This is a genomic window from Pseudaquabacterium terrae, from assembly GCF_013266755.1.
GTDB classification, from domain to species: Bacteria; Pseudomonadota; Gammaproteobacteria; order Burkholderiales; family Burkholderiaceae_C; genus Pseudaquabacterium; species Pseudaquabacterium terrae.
In genome coordinates this window covers 1-14,756 of record NZ_JABRWJ010000023.1, presented here as the reverse complement: position 1 = coordinate 14,756, position 14,756 = coordinate 1, and the positions used below count along the sequence as shown (strand labels likewise).

General features: G+C 69.6%; 15 protein-coding genes and 1 pseudogene. 5 read left to right on the top strand and 11 right to left on the bottom strand.

The genetic code is table 11. The features are described from left to right. Positions 1–81: 81 nt before the first annotated feature. Positions 82–1,380, top strand: coding sequence for a D-amino acid dehydrogenase (locus tag HLB44_RS35685; RefSeq protein WP_173135376.1), 1,299 nt, complete (start codon positions 82–84; stop codon positions 1,378–1,380). A gap of 77 nt (positions 1,381–1,457) precedes the next feature. Then, positions 1,458–1,814: an ArsR/SmtB family transcription factor gene (locus tag HLB44_RS35680; protein ID WP_173135373.1), complete on the top strand. Its 357-nt coding sequence runs from the start codon at positions 1,458–1,460 to the stop codon at positions 1,812–1,814. 7 nt (positions 1,815–1,821) lie between these two features. Here the strand turns inward: HLB44_RS35680 and HLB44_RS35675 are convergent, their stop codons facing one another. Beyond that, positions 1,822–2,187 (bottom strand): hypothetical protein, encoded by a 366-nt coding sequence (locus HLB44_RS35675; protein ID WP_173135370.1) that lies wholly within the window; start codon positions 2,185–2,187, stop codon positions 1,822–1,824. Between the two features lie 129 nt (positions 2,188–2,316). Here HLB44_RS35675 and HLB44_RS35670 point away from each other — a divergent pair, with 129 nt between their 5' ends. Continuing rightward, positions 2,317–2,724, top strand: a complete 408-nt coding sequence (locus HLB44_RS35670) for a carboxypeptidase regulatory-like domain-containing protein (protein WP_173135367.1) — start codon at positions 2,317–2,319, stop codon at positions 2,722–2,724. Positions 2,725–2,728: 4 nt separating this feature from the next. Here the strand turns inward: HLB44_RS35670 and HLB44_RS35665 are convergent, their stop codons facing one another. Genes HLB44_RS35665 through HLB44_RS35655 form a run of 3 tightly spaced genes read right to left on the bottom strand, consistent with a single transcriptional unit; the run spans position 2,729 to position 5,952 of the window. Further along, positions 2,729–3,565, bottom strand: coding sequence for a phytanoyl-CoA dioxygenase family protein (locus HLB44_RS35665; protein WP_173135363.1), 837 nt, complete (start codon positions 3,563–3,565; stop codon positions 2,729–2,731). A gap of 1 nt (position 3,566) precedes the next feature. Continuing rightward, positions 3,567–4,583: a Bug family tripartite tricarboxylate transporter substrate binding protein gene (locus HLB44_RS35660; RefSeq protein WP_173135360.1), complete on the bottom strand. Its 1,017-nt coding sequence runs from the start codon at positions 4,581–4,583 to the stop codon at positions 3,567–3,569. A gap of 31 nt (positions 4,584–4,614) precedes the next feature. Next, positions 4,615–5,952 carry an FAD-dependent oxidoreductase gene (locus HLB44_RS35655; protein ID WP_173135357.1) on the bottom strand — a complete coding sequence of 446 codons (1,338 nt, stop codon included), beginning with the start codon at positions 5,950–5,952 and terminating at the stop codon, positions 4,615–4,617. A 65-nt stretch (positions 5,953–6,017) separates the two neighbouring features. On the opposite strand from HLB44_RS35655, the gene HLB44_RS35650 reads away from it, so the two are divergent. After that, the gene (locus HLB44_RS35650; RefSeq protein WP_173135354.1) at positions 6,018–7,289 is read left to right on the top strand and encodes an amidohydrolase family protein; all 1,272 of its coding nucleotides are present in this window, start codon (positions 6,018–6,020) and stop codon (positions 7,287–7,289) included. A 90-nt stretch (positions 7,290–7,379) separates the two neighbouring features. Here the strand turns inward: HLB44_RS35650 and HLB44_RS35645 are convergent, their stop codons facing one another. The 5 genes from HLB44_RS35645 to HLB44_RS35625 are packed head-to-tail and all read right to left on the bottom strand — an operon-like array spanning position 7,380 to position 11,449. Beyond that, complete coding sequence (locus HLB44_RS35645) at positions 7,380–8,546, bottom strand: type IV pilus modification PilV family protein (RefSeq protein ID WP_173135351.1); 1,167 nt, start codon at positions 8,544–8,546, stop codon at positions 7,380–7,382. Next, the gene (locus HLB44_RS35640; RefSeq protein WP_173135348.1) at positions 8,543–9,871 is read right to left on the bottom strand and encodes a pilus assembly PilX family protein; all 1,329 of its coding nucleotides are present in this window, start codon (positions 9,869–9,871) and stop codon (positions 8,543–8,545) included. Before HLB44_RS35640 ends, HLB44_RS35645 begins: the two co-directional genes overlap by 4 nt. 11 nt (positions 9,872–9,882) lie before the next feature. Then, a complete protein-coding gene (locus HLB44_RS35635) occupies positions 9,883–10,584 on the bottom strand; it encodes a PilW family protein (RefSeq protein ID WP_173135345.1) in 702 nt (233 codons plus the stop codon). Beyond that, on the bottom strand, positions 10,578–11,054 hold the full coding sequence (locus HLB44_RS35630) for a GspH/FimT family pseudopilin (RefSeq protein WP_173135342.1): 477 nt from the start codon (positions 11,052–11,054) through the stop codon (positions 10,578–10,580). The genes HLB44_RS35635 and HLB44_RS35630 overlap by 7 nt, the downstream gene beginning before the upstream one ends. Further along, a complete protein-coding gene (locus tag HLB44_RS35625; protein WP_217283945.1) occupies positions 11,054–11,449 on the bottom strand; it encodes a type IV pilin protein in 396 nt (131 codons plus the stop codon). The genes HLB44_RS35630 and HLB44_RS35625 overlap by 1 nt, the downstream gene beginning before the upstream one ends. Positions 11,450–11,721: 272 nt before the next feature. On the opposite strand from HLB44_RS35625, the gene HLB44_RS35620 reads away from it, so the two are divergent. After that, entirely contained in the window at positions 11,722–12,336 is a 615-nt protein-coding gene (locus HLB44_RS35620; protein WP_173135336.1) for a glutathione S-transferase C-terminal domain-containing protein, read from the top strand. Between the two features lie 105 nt (positions 12,337–12,441). Here HLB44_RS35620 and HLB44_RS35615 read toward each other — a convergent pair whose 3' ends face one another. Continuing rightward, positions 12,442–13,092 (bottom strand): response regulator transcription factor, encoded by a 651-nt coding sequence (locus HLB44_RS35615; protein WP_173135333.1) that lies wholly within the window; start codon positions 13,090–13,092, stop codon positions 12,442–12,444. Positions 13,093–13,218: 126 nt separating this feature from the next. Then, positions 13,219–14,634 (bottom strand): annotated as a pseudogene (locus tag HLB44_RS35610) (FMN-binding glutamate synthase family protein); the annotation flags it as partial. Positions 14,635–14,756 lie beyond the last annotated feature (122 nt).

Here is a 14,756-nt window from a genome sequence, read left to right as displayed (position 1 = left end):
CCGAGGACAGCGGGAGCGGCGCGAGAGGACCTCAAGGTCCGTCTCGTTCCCCTTGCTGCCATTTCCTCGGAGACCCCCTCCATGAAAACCATCGTCCTCGGCGCCGGCGTCACCGGCATCACCACCGCCTGGTTCCTGCGCCAGGCCGGCCACGACGTCACCGTGATCGAGCGTCAGCCCGCGGCCGGCCTCGAGACCAGCTTCGCCAACGGCGGCCAGATCTCCGTCTCGCATGCCGAGCCCTGGGCCAACCCCGGTGCACCGCTGAAGGTGCTGAAGTGGCTGGCCAAGGAAGACGCGCCGCTGCTGTTCCGCCTGCGCGCCGACTGGCGCCAATGGCGCTGGGGCATGAGCTTCCTGCGCGAATGCACGCCCGGCCGCACGCGCCACAACATCCGGCAGATCGTCAACCTCGGCCTCTACAGCCGCGCGACCTTGCAGCAGCTGCGCCGCGACCTGGGTCTCGACTACGACCAGCTGACGCGCGGCATCCTGCACTTCTACACCAGCGCCGCCGAATTCGACGCCGCGCAAGAGCCCGCACGCGTGATGCGCGAACACGGCTGCGAGCTCGACATGAAGACGCCCGACGAGTGCGTCGCGATCGAGCCGGCGCTGGCGCAATGCCGCGCGCAGATCGTCGGCGGCAGCATGACGCCGAGCGACGAATCGGGCGACGCGCACCGCTTCACGCAGGCGCTGGCCGCTGCGTGCGTGGCGGCGGGCGTCGAATTCCGCTACGACACGCGCATCGTCGGCCTGCAATCCGAAGGTGACCGGCTCGCCGCCGTGCAGGTCGCCGATGCGCGCGGCATCGTCTCGACGCTCGCGGCCGACCGCTACGTGCTGTGTCTCGGCTCCTTCTCGGCCGCGTTCGCGCGCGAGCTGGGCATCGAGCTGAACATCTACCCGGCCAAGGGCTACTCGGTGACGCTGCCGGTGCAGGACCCGGCGAAGGCCTATTCGGTCTCGCTGACCGACGACGAATACAAGCTCGTGTTCTCGCGCCTCGGCGACCGGTTGCGCATCGCCGGCACCGCCGAGCTGAACGGCTACGACACGGCGCTGAACCTGGCGCGCTGCGAAGCCATCGTGCGTCGCGTGCGCGCGCTGTTCCCCGAGATGAGCGATGGCCGCGACGCGCAGTACTGGACCGGCCTGCGGCCCGCGACGCCGTCGAACGTGCCCTACATCGGCCGCTCGAAGATTCACAACCTGTACCTGAACACGGGCCACGGCACGCTCGGCTGGACGCACTCGGCGGGCTCGGGCAAGGCGATCGCCGAGATCGTCAGCGGCCGCCTGCCGGAGCTGGACTTCGCTTTCACCGGCCTCGCGCGCGAGGACCGGCGCAGCGCGGGCGCCTTGCGCACGGCCTGAGCGAGGCGCCGCGGCGCGGGGGCGGCGTCCATCGGTGGCTGCGCATAAAATTGCGCACTCATCGCCAGGCCCGCCGCATGGAAACCGACCCCGCCGCCGACGCTGTCTTCGAATCCGTCGCCGAGCTGTTCGCGCTGCTGTCGACGCCGATCCGGCTGAAGATCATCGGCGCGCTGTGCACCAGCGAAAAGAACGTCTCGCAGCTGCTCGGCGAAATCGACACCACGCAGCCGAACATGAGCCAGCACCTGTCGACGCTGTACCGCGCCGGCGTGCTCGGCAAGCGCCGCGACGGCACGCAGATCTACTACCGGCTGCAGAGTGAACGCGTCGCGACGCTGTGCCGCGCCGTCTGCACGCAGGTGGCGATCGAGCTCGATCCGGGGACCGAAGTGCAGCCGGAGGACCGGCTGCTGCCGCTGGGCGGGCGCTGACGCCGGCTCACACCGCCGAGCGAAAGTACACGATCACCTGCGTCAACCGCACCGACAAGACGACGTAGACGAAGATCGCCAGCGCGCGCAGCAGCAGCGGGTGCCGCCGCTTGGCGAGGCGGCGCAGGCCGTCGAGCAGGTTCAGCCCGAGCATCGCGACGCCGAAGCCGGCGACGATGTAGCCGGCGATGTGCGCATTCGGCAGGCTCAATGCCGCTTGCGGACCCATGTGATGCGCGGCATACAGCCCGGCGGCGATGATCGCCGCGCAGGTCAGCATGTTGCGGGCATGCGAGAACAGCGTGTCCAGGCCTTCGTTGTCGAACAGCTCGCTCGAGACGTCACGCCACATCCGCTTGCCCCAGGGCTCCATTGCGCCGCTCCTCGTTCAGTCAGGGTGCGAGCATCGCGGCCCGACGCCGCGCGCCGATGTCGGCGCGGTGCACGGCGGTTTCAACTGCAATGCGAATGCGCACGGCATGCCGATTGCCCCCTCGCGCACATGACACACCATCGACTGGCGCCCTTGCTCGCGGGCGTCCTGGCAGCTCTGGTCGCGGGCAGCCCCTTGGCAGCGCCTGTCGCGCAGGAGAACGGCGCCGTGCGCAGCCTGAGCGGCGGCGTCGATGCCGACGAAGCGCGTGCGATGCGCGAGGCGGCGCCGGGCTACCGGCTCGGGCTGACCTTCGCGCAGCCCGGCGGCGCGTTCGTCGCCGGCGTCGACCTGCGCATCCGCGACCGCGCGGGCCGCGTCGTCTACGAAGGCGGCGGGCTGGGGCCCATCGTGCTGCTCGACCTGCCGGCCGGGACCTACATGGTCGAGGCTCGGCACGACGGCCGGACCCAGCAGCGCAGCGTGGCGATCGACGGCCGCAAGCACCTGGCCGTCGCGCTGACCTGGCCGGGATAGGTTTTCAGTCGAAGCCGCGCAGCGGCAAGCGCCCGCGCTGCAGCCAGTTGCGCGGCGAGTAGGCGCTGGCGGCGTCGGTCGCGTGGAGCGTGTACGCATGGCGCGACACGCTGGAGCGGTTCGGCGCGCTCCAGTGCGGCAGCAGGCCGTGGAAGCAGACCAGCGTGCCGGCTTCCACCTCCACCGGCACGGCGACCGCATCGTCCGGCCAGGGCGTCGAGTCCAGCGTTTCCATCTGCACCGCGTCGCCGTCGCGCACGAAGCGCTCGCGCAGCGGGCCGCGCTGGCCGCCCGGCTCGACCCACAGGCAGCCGTTGTCGCGCGTCGCGTCTTCCAGCGCGAACCAGAACGCCGTCACCGTGCACGGCGTGGTGTCGAAGAAGGTGGCGTCCTGGTGCCACTTCACCTCGCCGCCGATGCCGGGTTGCTTGAAGATGTACATCGATTGCCAGAGCTTCGCCTCGGCCAGGCCCAGATTGCGCGCCAGCGCGGCCATGCGCGGCCCGCGCGAGAAGCGCTCGAAGACCGGGTCGAGGTCGTGCATCGCGTGGCCGATCTTGTTGATCGACAAGGCCTTGGCCTGGCGCAGTCGCCCAAGCTCGTCGAAGGCCTCTTCCTCGAAGAAGCAGTGGATGCCTTCGGCCGAGTCGAGGAACTCGCGGCCCGTGCCGCGCGCCTGGTCGGTCGTGCTGAAGATCGCGCGCCGCGGGCCGGGATCGAACTCCTCGACGATCTGCTGCGCGCGTTCGCGCAGCGCCGCCACTTCGGCCGCCGTCTTGAAGCCCGGCAGCACCAGGTAACCGTCGTCGTGATAACGGCGAATCTGTGCGTCCGCGAGCATCTTACGAATCCGCCTTGATGCCGCGCATCATGATGATGCCGCCCAACTGCGCGGTATCGGCCTTCATCCGGTTGGCCAGCCCTTCGGGCGCGGTGCCCACCGCCTGCCAGCCGACATTCAGCAGCTTCTGGCGCGACTCGGGCGCGCGGATCGCGTCGACCAGCGCGGCGCTCAAGCGCGCGACCACCGCCTTGGGCATCGTGGCCGGCGCGGCGGCAGCGGTCCAGATCTCGAGGTCGGCGCCGGTGACGTCGGCATCCCGCAAGGTCGGCTGGTCGGTGACGAGCGCGCTGCGGCCGGGCGAGGTCAGGCCGATCGCCTTCAGCTTGCCGCTGCGCACGTGCGGCAGCGCCAGGCCCGGCGGCAGCAGCGCCAGCTGGACCTGACCCGACAGCATCGCATTGATCACCTGCGGATTGCCCGGATACGGCACATGCACCGCGGTGATGCCGGTCTTGCTCTTGATCAGCTCCATGCCGAGGTGGCCGACGGTGCCGTTGCCCGGCGTGCCGTAGTTGGCCTTGCCCTCGAGCCCGCGCACCCAGTGCAGCAGCTCGGCGGGCCGGGTGCCGGGCGCGCTGCCGGTGACCGTCAGCAGCAGCGGCGCGGTGCCGATCAGCGACAACGGCGCGAAGTCCTTCGCCGGATCGAAGGGCAGCTTCGGATTCAGCAGCCGGGCGACCGTCAGGTTGCCGTTGATCAGCACGCCGATGGTGTGGTCGTCGCGCGCCTTGGCGACCAGGTCGGCGGCGATGTTGCCCGACGCGCCGGGCCGGTTCTCGACCACCACCGGCTGGCCGAGGTTCTTCGCCAGCGCCTCGGAGATCGCGCGCGCCGCGAGGTCCGGCGTCGAGCCGGCGGGGAAGCCGACCAGCACTTTCAGCGGCTGCGTCGGCCAGGCCAGCGGTTTCGCCGCGGCCTCGGTGCGCGGTGCGGCGGTCTGTGCCCAGCCGGGCAGCGCGATTGCCGCGGGGCCGGCGGCAAGCAGGGACAGCACACGACGTCGTTGCGGGGTCATCAGGACTCCTCGTTGTTGTAGGTCTCGAATTTCACTCGCCGAGAAATACGCCGTGCTGCTGCAACAAACGCTGCAGCTCGGCGGGCGCCAGTTCGCGTGCGCTGTGTGCGTGCTGAAGGGCCAGCGCAGCAGTGGTGCCGGCGGCTTCACCCATCACGAAGCAGGCGCCGCTGACACGCGCGGCGGACTGGCCACGGTGCGTCATCGATGCGCAGCGACCGGCGACCAGCAGATTGTCCACGACACGCGGCACGATCATGCGCAGCGGCAGCTGGTTGTAGCCGCGGTGCGTGCCCAGCCCGGGCGGGAATTCAAAGTGCACGTCGCCGGCCACGTGCGCCTCGATCGGCCAGCCGTTGACGCCGATGCTGTCGGCAAAACTCGCGCAGCCGAGCACGTGCTGATCGCTCAATTGCAGCTCGCCGACGATGCGCCGCGTTTCGCGGATGCCCAGCTGCGGCGCGATCTCGAGCAGGTAGGCGTGCTCGAAGCCGGGTGCGGCGCTGCGCAGGAAATCCATGAAATCGACGCTCTGGCGCCGGCCTTCGACCTCGGCGGCGCTCAGCTGCCAGGCGTCGGTGCCATCGACCGCGCTGCCGTCGGGATTGGCCAGCTGCGTGACGTTGGCGCGCCACTCGCCGGCATGCTTCTGCGGCCGCACGATCGGGGTCTTGCGCGCAAAGCGGCGGCCTCGGCGCTCCGCCTCGGCCATCAGCGCATCGAGCTGGTTCCACACCGCGCCGGCGCGCTGATCGTTCACGCCGTGGATGCGGAACATCGTCGACGGGTAGAGCAGCTCGTCCTTCTCGAACGGCACGCCGGCGGCGGCGGCCAGGTCGGCGTCACCGGAACAATCGATGAAGACCTCGGCAGTGATCGCGCCGCGGCCGGACTTGGTTTCGACCAGCAGCGCATCGATGTCTTGCGGCGTGCGCATCATCACGCCGACGGCGAGCGCATGGAACAGCAGCTGCGCGCCGCGCGCCAGCAGCAGCTCGTCGGCGGCCACCTTGAACGCCGCGTTGTCGTAGGCCTGCGCGGCGATCTTGCCGCCGAACAGGGCGTGCGGCTCGCCCAGGCCGTCCATGCGCCGCATGCGGTCGAGCAGCTCGTCGACGACGCCGTGCACCACCTGCTCGATGTGGCCGAAGACGTTGGCATGCAGGCCGCAGAAGTTGGTCACGCCGGCCGCCGTGCCCATGCCGCCGAGAAAGCCGTAGCGCTCGACCAGCAGCGTGCGCCGGCCGGCCTGCGCGGCCGCAGCCGCCGCGGCGATGCCGGCCGGCCCGCCGCCGAGCACGAGGACCTCGGTCTCGGCGATCACCGGCGTCGAGCGGGCCGGCTCGGTCAGCGTGCGTGCAGGTTTCATCGTCAGCCGCAAAGCCGGTAGCCTATGCCACCGCTTCGCTCACTGCCTGCAGGAGAACCCACCCCATGCTGATCCGCAACGCCACGCTGCCCGATGGCCGCAGCGGCATTGACCTGCTGGTGCGCGACGGCCGCTTCGCCGCGATCGGCCCCGGCCTGCACGGCGCCGAGAACGAACCCGAGCTCGATGCCGGCGGCTGGCTCTTGAGCCCGCCCTTCGTCGACGCGCACTTCCACATGGACGCGACGCTGTCCTATGGGCTGCCGCGCATCAACGCCAGCGGCACGCTGCTCGAAGGCATCGCGCTGTGGGGCGAGCTGAAGCCGCTGCTGACGCAGGAGGCGCTGGTCGACCGCGCGCTGCAGTACTGCGACTGGGCCGTCGCCCGCGGGCTGCTGGCAATCCGCACGCACGTCGATGTCTGCGATCAGCGGCTGCTGGCCGTCGAGGCACTGCTGCAGGTGCGCGAACGCATCAAGCCCTGGCTCGACCTGCAGCTGGTGGCGTTTCCGCAGGACGGCGTGCTGCGCACGCCGCATGCACTGGCCACGCTGGAGCGCGCGCTCGACCGGGGGGTCGACGTCGTCGGCGGCATCCCGCATTTCGAGCGCACGATGGCGGATGGCGCGGAGAGCGTGCGGCTGCTGTGCGAGATCGCCGCGCGCCGCGCGCTGCCGGTCGACATGCACTGCGACGAGAGCGACGACCCGCTGTCGCGGCACATCGAGACGCTGGCCTTCCACACGCAGCGCCTCGGGCTGCAGGGCCGCGTCACCGGCTCGCACCTGACCTCGATGCATTCGATGGACAACTACTACGCGTCCAAGCTGATCCCGCTGATCGCCGAGGCGCGGGTGCACGCCGTCGCCAACCCGCTGATCAACATCACGCTGCAGGGCCGCCACGACAGCTACCCGAAGCGCCGCGGCATGACCCGCGTGCCCGAGCTGATGGCCGCCGGGGTCAACGTCGCGTTCGGCCACGACTGCGTGATGGACCCGTGGTATGCGCTCGGCTCGGGCGACATGCTCGAGGTCGCGCAGATGGGGCTGCACGTCGCGCAAATGACGTCGCAGGCGCAGATGCGGGCCTGCTTCGACGCGGTGACGGTGAATGCCGCGCGGGTGCTCGGGCTCGAGGGCTACGGGCTCGAGGTCGGCTGCCATGCCGATGCGGTGCTGCTGCAGGCGCGCTCGCCGGTCGAGGCGATCCGGCTGCGCGCGGCGCGGCTGGCAGTGCTGCGCCGCGGCGAGGTGATCGCGCGGCAGGCGCCGGCATGTGCCGAGCTGCGCGTGACCGGCCGGCCGGCGCAGGTCGACTGGACGCTGGCGCGCTGACGCGCCGCCGTGCTCTCAAGCAAATGTGGCTCTGCCACTTTGCTTGACCCCCTCGGGGGGCCTGACGCGAAGCGGCAGGTTTGGGGGTGCTCAGTTGACCGGGCAATCGGTGGCGCGGCTCGGGTTGCTGTTCGGGTTGCTGCCGCGGCAGTTCTGGTGCTCGACCGTTGCCAGCGAGCTGATCGTCGGGCAATCGCCGTGGCTGGTCGACAGCACGTAGTTCTGGTTGTCCAGCGACTCGGCGACTTGCCCGTACGGCTGCATGTTGCGTTGGTTGTTCGTCGCACCATTGCCACCCGGGTACTCGAAGCGGCAGACCTTGTACCCCGTCGCGCCCGAGTTCAGCCCCGAACCGCCGAGCCGCACCGTGCCCGCCCAGGCCGCGCCCGGCGAAGGCACGCTGACCACGCAGAGGTAGTACTTGTAGCCGGAGATCGCGGTGCCGGTGTTCTGGTCGACCGCGTTCGCCAGCGTGCAGGTCACGCCGCTGGTGCCGCTGAGCTGCGCGGTGCTGACCAGCAGCCCGCTCGGGAAGCTCGTCGTGCCGCTCAGCGAGATGTAGCCGGCGATGATGTAGGCGCTGGTCTCGGTGCAGTTGCTCAGGTCGTCGATGCTGTCGACGACGAAGTTGCAGGTCAGCACGACGTAGCCCGAATCGTTCGAGAACACCACCGCGAAATTGCTGGCCAACTGCACGACGCTCTTGCCGCCGCCCAGGTCGACCGCCGGCACGGGGATGTTCAGGTTGCGGTTCTTCGGCCGCTTCAATGTCGTGTTACCAGGCAGCGGGAAGGCGAGCGAACCGCTGTCGAACGGATCGGTCTTCGAGATGATCGTGCTGAACGACAGCGTGTTCGGTACCGTCGCTCCGCCGACCCGATCGGCCCAGTTGACGGTGACGCGCACGCGGCGCCACGGGTCGTCGGCGCTGTCGAGCACCTGCCAGCTGCGGTTGAATTGCGTGTTGGCGTGGTAGTCGGCACCGTTGGCGATCACGTCGCTGCTGCCGCCACTGCCCATGCTCTCCCACGCATTGACGCCGGCGGCGGTGTCGATCTGCGTGAAGGAGCGGAATTCCTCGATCTTCTCCTGCGCCAGCCGTGCCGCTTCGCCGCGCTGGCGCGCGACGTCCTCGCTGGTGGCGAGCTTCAGGCCGATGCCGGCGATCGCCAGCAGCCCGAAGGCCATGACCACCAGCGCGATCAGTGATTCGAGCAGCGAGAAGCCCCGCTGCGAGTGAGTCAGGCGGCGGTTCATGGCAGCGTGTCCGTGGTGGTGCGGAAGTCGCGCCAGCTGCCCGGCACGCGCACGAGCGGTGCGCTCATGCGGCGGGCGTTCTTCAGCGCATCGGGGTCGTAGGTCACCGTGCCGTTTCCGTTGGTCTTGTAGGCCGCGCAGGTGATCTGGGCCCCGTTGATGACCGCCGAGCCGGTGCCGATGTCGTTCCAGTCGGCGCTGTTCGAGAAGATCAGGCCGTAGAAGGTGTTGTTGCCGTTGATCTTCAGCGCGTTCGGCGTGACGAAGATGATCGGGTCGGCCTGCGTGCCGTAGGTGTTGTTGCCGCTGAGCTGCAGGTCGGAGTTGAAGTAGAACGAGCGCCAGCCCTGGCTGTAGGCGGTGTCGATCTGGCTCTTGCAGTCCGATGCGCTGCCGCAGCTGATGATCTTGGTGGTCGGCGAGTCGCGGAAGCGCTCGATCGTCATGCCGAAGTAGGTCTTGAACATCGCCGAGTTCTCGCAGGTCGGGTCGGCGCTGGCCAGCGAGTACAGCGACTGGTCGTTCTCGATCTGCGAGTTGGCCACCGGCTGGCCGGCCAGCGTCGTGACCGTGGTGCCGGGCGAGGTGTCGATCGTCGTGCCGGCGTTGATCGTGATGCCGTTGGTCGCGACGTCGTTGTTGGCGACGTTGAAGGAGCCGCCGATGTCACACGACGTGCCGCAGGTCAGCGGCGCCGCCGGCGGACGCGGCGACAGGCCGAGCTTGAGCGTGACCGTCGTGCGCGCATTGCCATCGGCATTGCCGTAGGTCGTCGACGCGCAGCTCGCCGCTTGCGCGCTGCAGGCCCAGGCGGTGATCTTCACCGCGTCGGTGTCACCGGGCACGGCTTCGAAGGCCACCGTGAAGCCCGGCTGCACGCTGCTGCCCAGGCTGGCCACCGCGGTGCCGCTGGCCGGCGCGTTCGGGCAGCTGCAGGTCAACGCGCCGTTGCTCGGATCCATCTTGCAGCCCGGGAAGACGGTCGTCGCCGGCACGACGTTGGTCGTCGGCGTCGCGGCGTTCCAGCTCGACATCACGTAGCGCTTGCGGAACGAGGTGTTGCCGGCGGTGTTGTCGTAGGTGCAGTTGGCGCCGATGTCGTAGGGCGCGTTCAGCATGCCGGTGGCCCATTCGAGCGCCGCCTCGGCAACCTCGTGGCTCAAGGTGGCCTGCATCTGGTTGGCCGAGGTGCGCTGTTCGACCAGCACGCCGCGGTTGACGTACAGCGCGCCGAGCGAAGCGGCGAACAGCAGCACCAGCGCGATGACGAGCGTGCCGAGGCCGCGCTGGCTGCGGCGCGGAGGACGGTTGAACCGGGTGGACATCGTGCGTTCCTTCAGGCCGGGCAGGCGCCGCTGACCTGGTCGTTGCGCACGCGCACCGTCGAGCGCAGGCTGCGCTGGACGTTGGCGTCGCGAACCGATTGACCGTGCAGCACGACGGCAAAGCTGCGCACGGTGGTGGTGGGACAGTTGGGCGTGCCGATGCCGCAGACGGTCGGGCAGGTGTCGCCGAGGCTGATCTGCGTCACCGTCGGCGTCACGCTCAGCTCGGTGATCGTCACCGAGCTCTTGTCGGTGACGTCGGTCCAGCTGCTGCCGACCTGCATCTGCAAGGCGCCGTCGACGATCCGGAAGCCGAACTGCTCGTTGTTGTCGAGCGTGTTGTTGTCGGTGGCCGCGTCGCGCGAGAAGCGGTAGCTGACCTCGTCGGCGGCCGGGCTGGTGACCTGGCTGTACGGGTTCTGCGTGGTCACCGAGCCGACGCCGATCGCGGTCGTGCCGAGAATCGCATTGCCCCAGTAGCCGGCGCGGCGCAGGTCGCGCGTCAGCAGGTCGGTGGCGTTGCGCAGGTCCTGGTTCAGCCGCGTTTCGGCGAGCAGCATGCGCGAGCCCGAGACGTTCTTGGCGAACAGCAGCACCGCGCCGCTCATCACGATCATGCCGACGGTCGCACCGATCATCAGCTCCATGATCGACAGGCCGCGCTGGCGCGCGCGCGCAGGCGCACCGCGGCGACGAGGGCGCAGACTCAACATGCGGTGTACCCGTGCAGGCTGGACCCCGGCGAGCAGGTCGAGATGCGGCCGAAGGCGTTGGTGGTGACGCGCAGCTGCGCGCCGGTCTGGCTGCTGCTGCCGGTGATGGTCTCCGCGGCGGTGGTGCCGCGCAGGCCTTCGAAGACGATCGGCCCGGCCGCCGACAGGCTCACCCCCGAGGGCAGCGCGACGGTCTTCAGCACGACGTCGGCGCCGCTGGTCGGCGTGTAGCCGATGGTGTACGAAGCGCCGCCGGACAGGATCGTCAGCGTCGCGTTGGTGCGGCGGCGGATCGCTTCGCTGCGCGCGTACTGCACGTCGATGCCGAGCGTGCTGACCGCGCCTTCGAGCCGCGTGCGGGCGATGCTCTCGACGAAGGACGGCGCGGCAAGGCCGAGCATGATGGCCGCGATGGCGATCGCCACCACCACTTCGATCAGCGTCAGTCCGCGGACGCGGCGGCAGGGCATCATCGGCTCCAGCACGCGGCGGGCGCGTAGGCCGGATTGCCGGACGTGACCGTGACCGACAGCGCGGTGCAGCCGGTGTCGTGGTTCTGGCCCTTGGCGGCCACCGGCGTGAACGACAGCGTGTAACCGGTGCCGCTGGCCGCCGACAGCGCCATCGTGTAGTAGCCGTTGCCGGTCGTGCTGCTGGCGATGTTCAGGCTCGCCAGCGTGGTCGTGTAGAGGGCGTTGTTCGCGCGCCAGCGTTCCTGTGCCTGCATCACGCCGGCGGCGGCATCGCTGGCATCGGCGCGGCGACCCTTGCGGATGCTGCCCATGAAGCTCGGGTAGGCGATCGAGCTGAGGATCGCGACGATGGCCACGGTGATCATCAGTTCGACGAGCGTGAAGCCCTTCACGGGGCGGCGGGGCGAGGGCACTTTCCGACACATATCGAGGTCTTCGGCTTACGCGCGATTCGACTTGAGACGGATCAGCCACCGTTCACCGGCGCAATTCGACCGTTCGTCGACTTGCATCGCGCCGCGGGTCGACGCACCGCGCTGGTGCACCCAGCGTCGGTTGCTTGCCACACTGCCGGCAGTGCCGGCGGTCGAAACCATTTGCGCGGGGTCGCCTCGCTAGAATCGATCGCACTCCCGCCACCGGCTCATCGACCCTTCGCCCGCCCATGAAACTGATCGGATCGCTGACCAGCCCTTATGTACGCAAGGTGCGAGTCGTGATGGCGGAGAAGCGGCTCGACTACCAGCTGGTGCTGGAGGACGTCTGGGCGCAGGACGCGATCCTGAAGTCCAATCCGCTGGGCAAGGTGCCCTGCCTGGTGATGGAAGGCGGCGAGGCGGTCTTCGATTCGCGCGTCATCGTCGAGTACGTCGACACGCTGTCGCCGGTCGGCAAGCTGATCCCGCCGTCGGGCCGCGAACGGGTCGAGGTGCGTACCTGGGAAGCGCTGGGTGACGGCGTCTGCGACGCGGCGTTGCTGGCGCGCCTGGAAGAGACCTGGGCGCCGCGCGGCGCGGCGCGCAGCCAGGCCTGGATCGACCGGCAGCTGAGCCGCATCACCTCGTCGTTGAAGGCGATGAGCCAGGGCCTGGGCGACAAGCCCTGGTGCAACGGCAACCACTTCACGCTGGCCGACGTGGCCGTCGGCGTCGCGCTCGGCTACCTCGATTTCCGCTTTCCGACGATCGACTGGCGCGGCGACCATCCGAACCTGGCGCGCCTGGCCGAGAAGCTGGCGGCGCGGCCGAGCTTCGTCGACACGGCGCCGCCGGCGGCCTGACCGCCGCGTCTTTCGGGGGCTAGGATCAGGCCTCGCCGGGCCGCCCCAAGAGGCCTGATCCCCCTTGGGGGGACCACGCCGCAGGCGTGTAGGGGGCCTGGTCCTTCAAGCGGCCTGCAGGCTCAGGCTGCCGGCGCGCAGGTCCCACTGCATCTTGCGATAGATCGCCCGCACCCGGGCCGAGATGGCGCGCGGGCTGACGCTTTCGTAGCGGGCGATGTCGGCGACGCGGCGGCCGATCGCCAGCCGGCGCAGCAGCAGCAGGTCCTCGTGGCCGAGCGCCAGCGGGCTGATCATCTCGTCGAGCGGCGAGACCGCGACGCTGCGCCGGTCGGCCTCGAAGTGGTCGAGCAGCCGGCTCGCGATCCACGGCGTGATGTCGGCGCCGCCGTCGAGCGTGTCGCGCGCATGCGAGTGCAACGGCTCGCTGCGCAGGTCTTGGGCGTCGTAGAAACTGTCGGCGCCTTCCTGCAGCGCATCGAGCAGCAGCCGGTCTTCGCCATGGGCGACGACCAGCACCTGCGCGCGCAGCGGGCTGACGCCGACACGCAGCACGCGGATCATGTCGAGCACGGTGCCATCGATCAGCCGCAGGTCCGAGATCAGCAGGTGCGGATCGTGGCGGTGCATCAGCACGCGGGCCGAGGCGAAGCTCTGCACCGGACCCAGCACATCCCATTCGCCCGTGGCCAGCAATTCCTCACGCCACGACTGACTCCGCGCCGGGGTGTGCCCGGCGAGCAAGGCGGTCTTCATGGTCCCAACGACTATCGGTATCTTGATGTAACCGATTCTGTCGACTGCGCGCGCGTAATCGCATCCCCGAGGCGCGGGGGATAGCGGGTTGTTGTGGATGGCGGGTGGCTGAAGGCGTGACGGGCTTCACGCTCCGGCTTTGACGCCGTCGCTGCGCGCTGCCTTGAAGCTGTCGCTGCGCGCCAGGGGCCAGTACAGCGCGAACACCTGGTGCGGCCACGCCGCCTCGCCGCGTTCGGCGGCCAGCAGCTCGCCGGGCCGCAGCGTCGGCAGCAGGCGCGACAACAGCCGCACCTGGTGGTCGCTGGTGCGGCGCACGATGTGCGCCGGCGTGATCCGGTTCGGATGCTCGAGGCCGGCGGCCTGCACCAGCTCCTTCAGCGCTTCGAGCGTGTACTCGTGGAAGCGGCGCACGCGCTCGATCTTGTCGGGCACCACCAGCGCCTGCTGGCGCAGCGGGTCCTGCGTCGTCACGCCGGTCGGGCAATGGCCCGTGTGGCAGCTCTGCGCCTGGATGCAGCCGAGGGCGAACATGAAGCCGCGCGCCGAGTTGCACCAGTCGGCGCCGAGCGCCAGCGCGCGGGCGATGTCGAAGGCACTGATGATCTTGCCGGCGGCCCCGAGCCTGATGCGATCACGCAAGGCCACGCCGACCAGCGTGTTGTGCACCAGGCGCAGCCCTTCCTGCAGCGGCGCGCCGACGTGGTCGGTGAATTCCAGCGGCGCGGCACCGGTGCCGCCCTCGGCGCCGTCGATGACGATGAAGTCCGGCAGCAGGTCGCTCTCCAGCATCGCCTTGACGATGGCGAACCACTCCCACGGGTGGCCGATGCACAGCTTGAAGCCGACCGGCTTGCCGCCCGACAGCGTGCGCAGCCGGTCGATGAACGCCAGCATCTGCAGCGGCGTATCGAACGCGCTGTGCACGGCCGGCGAGATGCAGTCGACGCCGACCGGCACGCCGCGCGTCGCGGCGATCTCGGCCGTCACCTTCGGCCCCGGCAGGACGCCGCCATGACCGGGCTTGGCGCCCTGGCTGAGCTTCAGCTCGATCATCCGCACTTGGCAGTCGCGCGCGTTGGCCTCGAACTGCGCTTCGTCGAACGAGCCGTCGGCGTTGCGGCAGCCGAAGTAGCCCGAGCCGATCTCCCAGATCAGGTCGCCGCCGTGCACGCGGTGGTGGCGGCTGATCGAGCCCTCGCCGGTGTCGTGTGCGAAGCCGCCGAGCTTCGCGCCGCCGTTGAGCGCCATGATGGCGTTGGCGCTTAAAGCGCCGAAGCTCAGCGCCGAGATGTTGAACAGGCTCGCCGAATACGGCTGCGTGCAGCGACTGCCGGCCTGGGCGCCGATGTCGACGCGGAAGTCGTGCGTGGCCAGCCGCGTCGGCTGCAGCGAATGGTTGATCCACTCGTAGCCCGGGGCGCCGACATCGAGCTGGGTGCCGAACGGCCGCTTGTCCGATTCGCCCTTGCTGCGCTGGTAGACCAGCGAGCGCTGCTGGCGTGAGAACGGAATCGCCTCGCGCTCGCTCTCGATGAAGTACTAGCCCGGAAATTTCACGCTACCCCCGTGAAAGCGAGGACGGCATTGCCCCTGGAATGCCCGTTTGTCGAGGTGCTGAATCTTGACGAAGGGCGGAGGCAATGCCGAATCCAGAATGTACC